The following is an 11,005-nucleotide window of genomic DNA, read 5'->3' on the forward strand; positions in this document are numbered from 1 at the left end:
TTCTTAATTCATAACCGAGTTGCTCTCGGCAGATTTTCCTTTGGAAAATCGCCTGTCGCAACCAGGCGCGACAAGCGCGCCTTATTCGATGATTTTCGACACAACGCCGGCGCCAACGGTACGGCCGCCTTCACGGATGGCGAAGCGCAGGCCGTCTTCCATCGCGATCGGTGCGATCAGCTCGACGGTGAAGCCGACGTTGTCGCCGGGCATAACCATCTCGGTGCCAGCCGCCAGGGTCACGGTGCCGGTCACGTCAGTCGTACGGAAGTAGAACTGCGGACGGTAGTTCGCGAAGAACGGCGTGTGACGGCCGCCTTCTTCCTTGGTCAGGATATAGGCTTCGGCTTCGAACTTGGTGTGCGGTGTAACCGAACCCGGCTTACACAGAACCTGGCCACGCTCAACGCCGTCACGGTCGATACCGCGCAGCAGGGCGCCGATGTTGTCGCCCGCTTCACCGCGATCCAGCAGCTTGCGGAACATTTCAACACCGGTACAGGTGGTTTTCTGGGTCTCACGGATGCCGACGATTTCGATCTCGTCGCCAACATTGATCACGCCACGCTCAACACGACCGGTCACAACGGTACCACGACCCGAGATCGAGAACACGTCTTCGACCGGCATCAGGAACGGCTTGTCAACTTCACGCTCAGGGGTGTCGATGTAGTCGTCAACAGCCGCCATCAGCTCTTTGATCTTCTCTTCGCCGATTTCCGGGTTGTTGCCTTCCATCGCCGCCAGAGCCGAACCTGCGATGATCGGAACATCGTCGCCGGGGTAGTCGTAGCTGGACAGCAGTTCGCGAACTTCCATCTCAACCAGTTCCAGCAGCTCTTCGTCGTCAACCTGGTCAACTTTGTTCATGAACACGACCATTTTCGGGATGCCAACCTGGCGGCCCAGCAGGATATGCTCGCGCGTTTGCGGCATCGGGCCGTCAGCTGCGTTCACAACCAGGATCGCGCCGTCCATCTGGGCAGCACCGGTGATCATGTTCTTGACGTAGTCGGCGTGGCCGGGGCAGTCAACGTGCGCATAGTGACGGTTGTCAGTCTCGTATTCCACGTGGGCGGTCGAGATGGTGATGCCGCGCGCTTTTTCTTCCGGCGCACCGTCAATCTGGTCATACGCTTTGAAGTCACCGAAATACTTGGTGATTGCTGCGGTCAGCGTCGTTTTACCATGGTCAACGTGGCCAATCGTGCCGATGTTGACGTGCGGTTTTGTACGCTCAAACTTTTCCTTTGCCATGATGGCCTCCTTAATTTGCGGGTGCCGGGCTAAAGCCCGGCCTACGGGTATTTGGTAGGCCGGGCCTTAGCCCGGCGCACCGTCTTATGCGTATTTCGCCTGAATCTCGTCCGAGATGTTCTGCGGAACCGGATCGTAGTGGTCGAACTGCATGGTGAACTGGGCACGGCCCGACGACATCGAACGCAGGGTGTTGATGTAGCCGAACATGTTCGCCAGCGGAACGAACGCGTCGATCGCGATCGCGTTGCCGCGCGGTTCCTGACCAGACACCTGGCCGCGACGCGAGGTCAGGTCGCCGATGATACCGCCGGTGTATTCTTCCGGGGTGATCACTTCGACCTTCATGATCGGTTCCAGGAGTTTCGCGCCAGCTTTGCGCATGCCTTCACGCATACACATACGGGCCGCGATTTCGAACGCCAGAACGCTCGAGTCAACGTCGTGGAACTTACCGTCCAGCAGGGCAACCTTGAAGTCGATCACGGGGAAGCCAGCCAGCGGGCCGCTGTCCATGACCGAGTTGATGCCTTTTTCAACGCCCGGAATGTATTCCTTCGGAACGGCACCACCAACGATGCGGCTTTCGAACGAATAACCTTCGCCCGGTTCGGTCGGCTGGATTTCCAGCTTAACTTCACCGAACTGACCCGAACCACCCGACTGTTTCTTGTGGGTGTAGGTGTGCTCGACCGGCATCGAGATGGTCTCACGATAGGCCACCTGCGGCGCACCAATGTTCGCTTCAACCTTGAACTCGCGCTTCAGACGGTCAACCAGGATGTCCAGGTGAAGTTCGCCCATACCCTTCATGATGGTCTGACCCGATTCCAGATCAGTTTCCACACGGAAGGATGGGTCTTCGGCGGCCAGACGGGCCAGACCCTGAGACATCTTCTCTTGGTCGCCCTTGGTTTTGGGCTCGACCGCGATTTCGATCACCGGATCGGGGAAGGTCATGGTTTCCAGAACCACCGGCTCTTTCGCGTCACACAGGGTGTCACCGGTGGTGGTGTCTTTCAGACCCGCCAGCGCGATGATGTCGCCTGCAAACGCTTCTTCGATCTCTTCCCGGTTGTTCGAGTGCATCATCATCATACGACCGATGCGCTCTTTCTTACCTTTGGTCGAGTTCAGGATCGAGTCACCCTTGTTCATGGTGCCCGAGTAGATCCGGGTGAAGGTCAGCGAGCCAACGAAGGGGTCGTTCATGATTTTGAACGCCAGACCCGAGAACGCCATGTCGTCGTCTGCACGACGTGCGATGTTACGCTCTTCGGTTTCGTCACCGGGGGCGAAGCCCATGTAATCAACAACGTCCAGCGGGCTGGGCAGATAGTCGATCACAGCGTTCAGCAGCGGCTGAACACCTTTGTTCTTGAACGCCGAACCACCCAGAACCGGAACAAACGCGATGTCCAGGGTCCCTTTACGCAGCAGGGCGCGCAGGGTCTCAACGTCGGGCTCATTGCCTTCCAGGTATTCCATCATCGCGTCGTCGTCCATTTCGACGGCCGCTTCGATCATCTTGCCGCGCCATTCGTCAGCCATGTCTTTCAGGCTGTCGCGGATCGGAGCTTTGATCCAGCTTGCGCCCAGATCTTCACCTTGCCACAGCCATTCTTCCATGGTGACCAGGTCGATCAGACCTTCCAGCTCGGACTCGGCGCCGATCGGAATGCCAACCGGAACAGCACGTGCACCGGTGCGGTCTTCGATCATGCGAACGCAGTTGAAGAAGTCTGCGCCGATCTTGTCCATCTTGTTGACGAAAACCATACGCGGAACCTTGTAGCGGTCAGCCTGACGCCACACGGTTTCGGTCTGGGGCTCAACACCGGCGTTTGCGTCCAGAACGCAGACGGCACCGTCGAGAACCGCCAGCGAACGCTCAACTTCGATGGTGAAGTCAACGTGGCCGGGGGTGTCGATGATGTTCAGGCGGTGCTTGGGGGTATCGGCGGTTTTACCGTCTTCGGTGCGCTCCCAGAAAGTGGTAGTCGCAGCCGAAGTGATGGTGATGCCGCGTTCCTGCTCCTGCTCCATCCAGTCCATGGTGGCTGCACCATCGTGCACCTCACCGATGTTGTGGGATTTACCAGTGTAATACAGGATACGCTCCGAGCAGGTGGTCTTACCTGCGTCGATGTGCGCCATGATACCGAAGTTACGGTATAGTTCGAGCGGATATTCGCGTGCCATTTTTGATAAGCCTCTGGATTACCAACGGTAGTGGCTGAAGGCTTTGTTCGCCTCGGCCATCTTGTGGGTGTCTTCGCGCTTCTTCACGGCGGTACCGCGGGACTGTACAGCGTCCAGCAGTTCACCGGCGAGGCGTTCTTCCATGGTGTTTTCGTTGCGGCCGCGCGCAGCGGTGATCAGCCAACGGATGGCCAATGCTTCGCGGCGTTCGGGGCGGACTTCGACCGGAACCTGATAGGTTGCACCACCAACCCGGCGCGAGCGAACCTCGACCGACGGTTTGATGTTGTCGAGCGCTTCGTGGAACACTTCGACCGGTGCGCGCTTTACCTTGTTCTCGACGCGGTCAAACGCGTTGTAAACGATGCGCTCTGCGACCGACTTCTTGCCGTCGATCATCAGGTTGTTCATGAATTTGGTCAGAACCTTGTCGCCAAATTTGGCGTCAGGCAGGACTTCGCGTTTTTCGGCGGCGTGACGACGTGACATATCAGCCTCTCCTTCTTACTTGGGACGCTTCGCGCCGTATTTCGAACGACGTTGCTTACGATCTTTGACGCCCTGAGTATCCAGAACACCGCGTAGGATGTGGTAACGCACACCGGGAAGGTCTTTCACACGGCCGCCACGGATCAGAACAACCGAGTGTTCCTGCAGGTTGTGGCTTTCACCGGGGATGTACGAGATGACCTCGAACCCGTTGGTCAGGCGCACCTTGGCAACCTTACGCATAGCCGAGTTCGGCTTTTTCGGTGTGGTGGTATACACACGTGTGCAGACGCCGCGTTTCTGCGGGCACTGCTCCAGGTGCATGGACTTCGAGCGTTTTACTTTGGGCTGCCGCGGCTTGCGGATCAGCTGTTGAATAGTTGGCATTCCGGTTTCTTCCCCGTTTTGCAACACACATGACATGCACGCGCATTGCGTGCGGTTCAACTTTGCTGCACTCATGCGTCCACAAGCGCAAAACCCGCGAGCGTTCCCATTCCGAGGTGAACGTCGCGGTTGGTTATCAGAGGGCGCGAACGGCAAAATTGTCCGGGCCTTGACCAGTTCATTACTGAAATCGGTTATGGGGCGGCCCCCGGTACCGAGATGACGCGCGTAATAGGGGGAGTCGGCCCAAGTGTCAACAGCACACCTGATCTGGTGCCCGACTGACGGCTTCGCCTTGAATTATCGCAGTTTGCCCAGCACTTCCAGCACATCAGACGTTGCGAGTTTCGGGTCGTGTGGGCATAGTCCCCGGCAACGCCCTGCGTCATGGATGAAACATGCAAGTTATCGGCTTGTGCCGCTTTTCTTACCCTGCTTATGGCGGCTTTCAGATCGAACATGAAACGATCGAAGAGCGCCGCGCCTATCTCTATAACTCCGCTCGTCTGGAAGAGCGGTTTCGCCTGTTCGAAACAACCACCCTGCCCTGTTTCAAAGAACAGACCGACGAGGATTTTCAACTGCTGGTCGTGATAGGTGATTGCCTGCCCAAGCCCGCCTTTGACCGGCTTCACGATTTGACGACGGGTATGAAGCAAATCAGGATCATCGCCCGAGAGCCCAAGCGACAGCGCCTCGTCATGAAAGAGGTTCTGAACGCCGCACGTGAAAACCCCGATGCGCCTTGTCTGCAATTCCGTCATGACGACGACGATGCAGTATCCGTTGATTTCGTCGAACGGCTGCGAATTGCCCTGCAGGACGGCAAAGGGCTGATTGAAAAAAATAAAACTGTCGCAATCGACTACAACAACGGATTTCTTGCACGGTTCGGTCCCAATGGGATTTTGGCAGCGCCGAAGTTTCAGCCTTTGCTCGGTGTGGGTTTGGGCATGTATGTGCGCGGCGGGTGTGACCTGACGATCATGAATTCCTCTCATTACCGGATGGGGAATTTCATGCCGGTGATCAGCTATCCTGATGCGCCAATGTGGGTACGCACACTGAACCAGTTCAACGACTCACCCCACGCCCGCAAGAACAGCGCCGAGCTTTTGCCCCTCACCCCGGAACAGGAAGGCGAGTTTATCGCGCGTTTCGCGATTGAACAGGACGCTGTCCGGCGCGTTCACGGAAAAGCGTAAACAGACCCGCGCCAACGACAAGCACTGCGCCCAGCATTGTAATTGCGTCCGGCCAGTCACCGAACACCACCCAACCCAGCCCCAGTGCCCAGATCAGGCTGGAATAGCGGAAAGGTGCGATAAAACCCACATCCCCTTCGCGCATCACCATAACGCTGAACAGGTATCCCATCAGAACAAACACGGCGGCGGAGGCGACCAAAATGCCCGCCTCGGTCGGCACGGGCTGCCATCCCGTTACAAACGTGGCGACACTTGCAGCCAACGTAATCGTCACAGTCGTTGCGAGTGTCACAACAAGCGAAGGCACATGGCTGGACATGCGTCGTGTGATCAAGTCCCGTGCAGTCACCGAAGCCACCGCAATCAGCGCATAAATTGAGAAAACGCTAAAACCCTCGGGGCCGGGCCGCACGATCAACAACATGCCGACAAAGCCCATCCCGATCGCAGCGACCCGTCGCCAACCGATATATTCGCGGAAAAACAGCGCAGCCCCCAGTGTTACAGTCAACGGCAAGGCCTGAAGGACTGCCGTCACATTCGCCAGCGGCATGTGCAGAAGCGCCGTCAAAAAGAAGAATGTGGCCGACAGTTCGGCCAGGCATCGCGCGGCGACAAGCCATTTGTCATGGCGCGGAAAATTCAGATGCAGGGCCCCAAAATGGCGAACCAGCAAGAAAACAAGTACCGTCGCCAGAACACCCCGCATTGCCACCATCTGAAACAAAGGAACCTCGGCCCCTGCAACCTTTACCAAGGTATCGTTGATGGTAAACGCAGCCATGCTGCCCATCATCAACAGGGCGCCTTTCATGTTTGGGGTCATTGAAACAAAACTCGAATATCGTCCTGCACATTCGCGCGGACGAAGCATGGCAAGTCAATACTCGACCCCGAAACGCAAAATTGTCATTTTGTATAAAATACTGAAATTAAAAATTATTTTTGAGATTACTATTTTTTCCGAGACTATTTTCGAGAAAGACCCTCAAGGTTTCTGGCAATAACCGCATCACCACCAATCCATAGCGTATCGGCAAAAGGTGCGTTTAATGTATTCGCGCTCGATTTTCTGGTCTTAACCCTCAGCGCTTGGCACCCATCATCCGGCGAAGGCGACGGCTTTGACCAAAAGAAAAGGCCCCACGTTTCCGCAGGGCCTGTTCATTGTTCTAAAGGTTCGCTTATTCGCGGCTTTCCGGAGTGTCGATCACCACGTCCAGCTCATCACCAACCATGTCGTCGTCAATGACCGGAGCGGCAAGGGCAGCGGCGGCTTCGGCCTCTTCCCGGCGGGCTTCGATGACCACGTTGTCACGCGATTGCGCAACCTGACGCACGGCCTGGGTCGCACCACCGGTACCGGCGGGGATCAGACGACCGACGATGACGTTCTCTTTCAGGCCAACCAGTTTGTCTTTCTTGCCCTGAACCGACGCTTCGGTCAGCACACGGGTGGTTTCCTGGAACGACGCCGCCGAGATGAACGAACGCGTTTGCAGCGAGGCTTTGGTGATCCCCAGAAGGATCGGCTCGCCCTGTGCCGGACGACCACCGCGCGCGATGGTCTTCTCGTTGGCTGCGTCGAACTCTTGCTTGTCGACATGTTCGCCTTTCAGCAGGGTGGTATCGCCTGAATCCAGGATCTCCCACTTCTGCAGCATCTGGCGCACGATGACTTCGATGTGCTTGTCGTTGATCTTCACGCCCTGCAAGCGATAGACGTCCTGCACCTCGTCGATCATGTAATCCGCCAGCGCTTCGACACCCATGATGGACAGGATGTCGTGCGGAGCCGGATTACCGTCCATCAGATATTCACCCTTCTGGATGAAATCCCCTTCGGCGACCGGGATGTGCTTGCCCTTGGGAACCATGTATTCGATGGTCTCCATGGACTCGTCAGCCGGTTCGATGCTGATGCGGCGCTTGTTCTTGTAGTCGCGGCCAAAGCGTACGTAACCATCGGCTTCTGCGATGATCGCGTGATCTTTCGGACGGCGGGCTTCGAACAGTTCGGCCACACGCGGCAGACCACCGGTGATGTCCTTGGTCTTGGCACCTTCACGCGGGATACGCGCGACAACGTCACCAGCTTCGATTTGCTGACCATCTTCAACTGACAGGATCGCATCCACCGACATCGGATAGTGAACCGGGTTGCCCGCGTCGTTGCGGACCGGCTCGCCATCTTCACCGACCAGAATGATCTCGGGCTTGAGGTCGCTGCCTTTAGGGGCGGCGCGCCAGTCGATCACGATCTTCTGGGTCATACCGGTTGCTTCGTCGGTCTCGTCGCGGACAGCAAGGCCCGAAACAAGGTCAACGTATTTCGCAGTACCGGCTTTCTCGGCGATGATCGGCAGGGTGTAGGGATCCCACTCGAACAGCTTGTCGCCACGGGCAACGGTTGCGCCATCCTTGACGAACAGCTTGGAGCCATAGCCCAGCTTGAAGCTGGCACGCTCTTCGCCGTGTTCGTCGTTGATCACCAGCTTCATGTTCCGGCCCATGACCAGGCTTTCGCCTGCGGCATTGACCAGAATCTGCGGGTTTTCGAACGCGACAACGCCTTCCTGGTTGGCTTCCTGGAACGACTGCTGACCACCTTGCGCAACACCACCGATGTGGAAGGTCCGCATGGTCAGCTGTGTACCGGGTTCACCGATCGACTGCGCGGCGATGATGCCAACAGCTTCACCCGTGTTCACCATGGTACCGCGAGCCAGGTCACGACCGTAGCAGGTTGCACAAACGCCTTCCTCGGACTCACAGGTCAGAGGCGAGCGGATGCGCATCGAGGCAACGCCAGCTTCGTCAATGGTGTCAGCCATACGTTCGTCGATCAGCTGCCCGGCTGCCACGATCACCTCATCGGTGCCCGGACGCAGAACATCGTCTGCGGCCACACGGCCCAGCACGCGTTCGGCCAGCGAGGCGACAACCTCACCATCGTTCACGGCTGCTTCGGCAGTGATCGCACGCTCGGTGCCACAGTCGATCTCACGAACGATACAGTCTTGCGCCACGTCCACCAGACGACGGGTCAGGTAACCCGAGTTCGCCGTCTTCAGAGCGGTATCCGACAGACCTTTACGGGCACCGTGGGTCGAGTTGAAGTACTCGAGAACGGTCAGACCTTCTTTAAAGTTCGAGATGATCGGCGTTTCGATGATGTCGCCGTTCGGCTTGGCCATCAGGCCGCGCATACCACCCAGCTGTTTCATCTGAGTGACCGAGCCACGCGCACCCGAGTGTGCCATCATGTAGACCGAGTTCGGTTCCTGTTCAGACCCATCCTCTGCCCGATCCGAGGATGAGATTGTGCTCATCATCGCGTCGGTCACCCGGTCGTTACACTTCGACCAGGCATCGACAACTTTGTTGTACTTTTCGCCCTGAGTGATCAGGCCGTCCATGTACTGCTGTTCAAAGTCTTTCACCTGATCGCGGGTGTCATCGACGATGCCCCACTTATCGCCCGGAATGACCATGTCGTCCTTACCGAACGAGATGCCCGCCTTGAACGCTTCTTTGAAGCCCATCGACATGATCTGGTCACAGAAGATAACCGACTCTTTCTGACCGCAGTAACGGTAGACGGTGTCGATCACCTGCTGCACTTCTTTCTTCCGCAGCAGGCGGTTGACCAGCTCGAACGGCGCTTTGTTGTTCATCGGCAGCAACGCACCCAGACGCAGACGGCCCGGAGTGGTCTCGTAACGCTTCTGAACTTCGTTGCCTTCGTCGTCGATCTGCGTGATCCGCGCGGTGATCTTGGTGTGCAGGTGCACTTCACCGGCGTCCAGCGCGTGCTGAACTTCTTCGATCGAACCAAAGACCTTGCCTTCACCCGGCATGCCTTCGCGTTCCAGGGTCACATAGTAGAGGCCCAGGATCATATCCTGCGACGGAACGATGATCGGTGCGCCGTTTGCAGGCGACAGAACGTTGTTCGTTGACATCATCAGAACACGGGCTTCCAACTGCGCCTCAAGGCTCAGAGGCACGTGAACCGCCATCTGGTCACCATCGAAGTCGGCGTTAAAGGCCGAACAGACCAGCGGGTGCAACTGGATGGCTTTGCCTTCGATCAGAACCGGTTCGAACGCCTGAATGCCAAGACGGTGCAGCGTAGGCGCACGGTTCAGCATGACAGGGTGTTCGCGGATCACTTCGTCGAGGATATCCCACACTTCGGGACGCTCTTTCTCAACCAGTTTCTTCGCCTGTTTCACGGTCGAAGACAGACCCTTGGCTTCAAGGCGCGAGTAGATGAACGGCTTGAACAGCTCCAACGCCATCTTCTTGGGCAGGCCACACTGGTGCAGCTTGAGTTCCGGGCCGGTCACAATGACCGAACGGCCCGAGAAGTCGACGCGCTTACCCAGAAGGTTCTGACGGAAGCGACCCTGCTTGCCTTTCAGCATGTCAGACAGCGATTTCAGCGGACGCTTGTTGGCGCCGGTGATCACGCGGCCACGACGGCCATTGTCGAACAAAGCATCCACGGATTCCTGCAACATCCGCTTTTCGTTGCGGACGATGATGTCAGGCGCGCGCAGCTCGATCAGGCGCTTCAGACGGTTGTTCCGGTTGATGACACGGCGATACAGATCGTTCAGATCCGAAGTCGCGAAACGGCCACCATCCAGCGGAACCAGCGGACGCAGTTCCGGCGGAATGACCGGGATCACGGTCATCACCATCCATTCGGGCCGGTTGCCCGACTCGAGGAAGGATTCAACAACCTTCAGGCGCTTGATGATCTTCTTGGGCTTCAGTTCGCCGGTTGCTTCGGCCAGATCAGCGCGCAGCTGCTCGGCTTCGGCTTCCAGATCGATCTGGGCCAGCATCTCACGGATAGCTTCGGCACCGATATTCGCGGTGAACGCGTCCATTCCATAGGCATCCTGCGCGTCCATGTACTCTTCTTCGGTCAGCATCTGGCCGTAGGTCAGGTCGGTCAGACCGGGCTCGATGACGACGTAGTTTTCAAAGTACAGAACGCGTTCCAGATCGCGCAGCGTCATGTCCAGCATCAGACCGATGCGGGACGGCAGCGATTTCAGGAACCAGATATGTGCAACGGGCGCAGCCAGTTCGATATGGCCCATACGCTCGCGGCGGACTTTCTGCAGGGTGACTTCCACACCGCATTTCTCGCAGACAACGCCGCGATACTTCATCCGCTTATATTTGCCGCACAGACATTCGTAATCTTTGATCGGGCCAAAGATACGCGCGCAGAACAGGCCGTCACGCTCGGGCTTGAACGTCCGGTAGTTGATGGTTTCGGGTTTCTTGATCTCGCCATAGGACCAAGACAGGATCCGCTCGGGCGACGCCAGTGAGACCTTGATCTCGTCAAAGACCTTCGGGGGCGTCAGCGGGTTGAACGGGTTGTTGGTGATTTCCTGGTTCATTTGTTACCTCAAATCTTGCGGAAGGGGGGACGGGAG

General features: G+C 57.4%; 7 protein-coding genes. 1 reads left to right on the forward strand and 6 read right to left on the reverse strand.

What is annotated here, in order from left to right; translation table 11 throughout:
• Positions 1-81: 81 nt before the first annotated feature.
• The 4 genes from tuf to rpsL form a co-directional block, all read right to left on the reverse strand.
• Entirely contained in the window at positions 82-1,257 is a 1,176-nt protein-coding gene (gene tuf, locus ACT2B1_RS17385) for an elongation factor Tu (RefSeq protein ID WP_481668261.1), read from the reverse strand.
• 84 nt (positions 1,258-1,341) lie between these two features.
• Entirely contained in the window at positions 1,342-3,459 is a 2,118-nt protein-coding gene (gene fusA / locus ACT2B1_RS17390) for an elongation factor G (protein WP_481668262.1), read from the reverse strand.
• Between the two features lie 18 nt (positions 3,460-3,477).
• Positions 3,478-3,948: a 30S ribosomal protein S7 gene (gene rpsG / locus ACT2B1_RS17395; RefSeq protein ID WP_010441203.1), complete on the reverse strand. Its 471-nt coding sequence runs from the start codon at positions 3,946-3,948 to the stop codon at positions 3,478-3,480.
• A 15-nt stretch (positions 3,949-3,963) separates the two neighbouring features.
• Positions 3,964-4,335, reverse strand: a complete 372-nt coding sequence (gene rpsL, locus ACT2B1_RS17400; RefSeq protein WP_005621086.1) for a 30S ribosomal protein S12 — start codon at positions 4,333-4,335, stop codon at positions 3,964-3,966.
• 398 nt (positions 4,336-4,733) lie between these two features.
• Here rpsL and ACT2B1_RS17405 point away from each other — a divergent pair, with 398 nt between their 5' ends.
• On the forward strand, positions 4,734-5,540 hold the full coding sequence (locus tag ACT2B1_RS17405; protein ID WP_481668263.1) for a putative rhamnosyl transferase: 807 nt from the start codon (positions 4,734-4,736) through the stop codon (positions 5,538-5,540).
• Here ACT2B1_RS17405 and ACT2B1_RS17410 read toward each other — a convergent pair.
• The gene (locus ACT2B1_RS17410) at positions 5,482-6,369 is read right to left on the reverse strand and encodes a DMT family transporter (RefSeq protein WP_171240232.1); all 888 of its coding nucleotides are present in this window, start codon (positions 6,367-6,369) and stop codon (positions 5,482-5,484) included. The genes ACT2B1_RS17405 and ACT2B1_RS17410 overlap by 59 nt on opposite strands.
• A gap of 358 nt (positions 6,370-6,727) precedes the next feature.
• On the reverse strand, positions 6,728-10,969 hold the full coding sequence (rpoC, locus tag ACT2B1_RS17415; protein ID WP_171240231.1) for a DNA-directed RNA polymerase subunit beta': 4,242 nt from the start codon (positions 10,967-10,969) through the stop codon (positions 6,728-6,730).
• Positions 10,970-11,005 lie beyond the last annotated feature (36 nt).

This window comes from Ruegeria sp. S263, assembly GCF_056780525.1.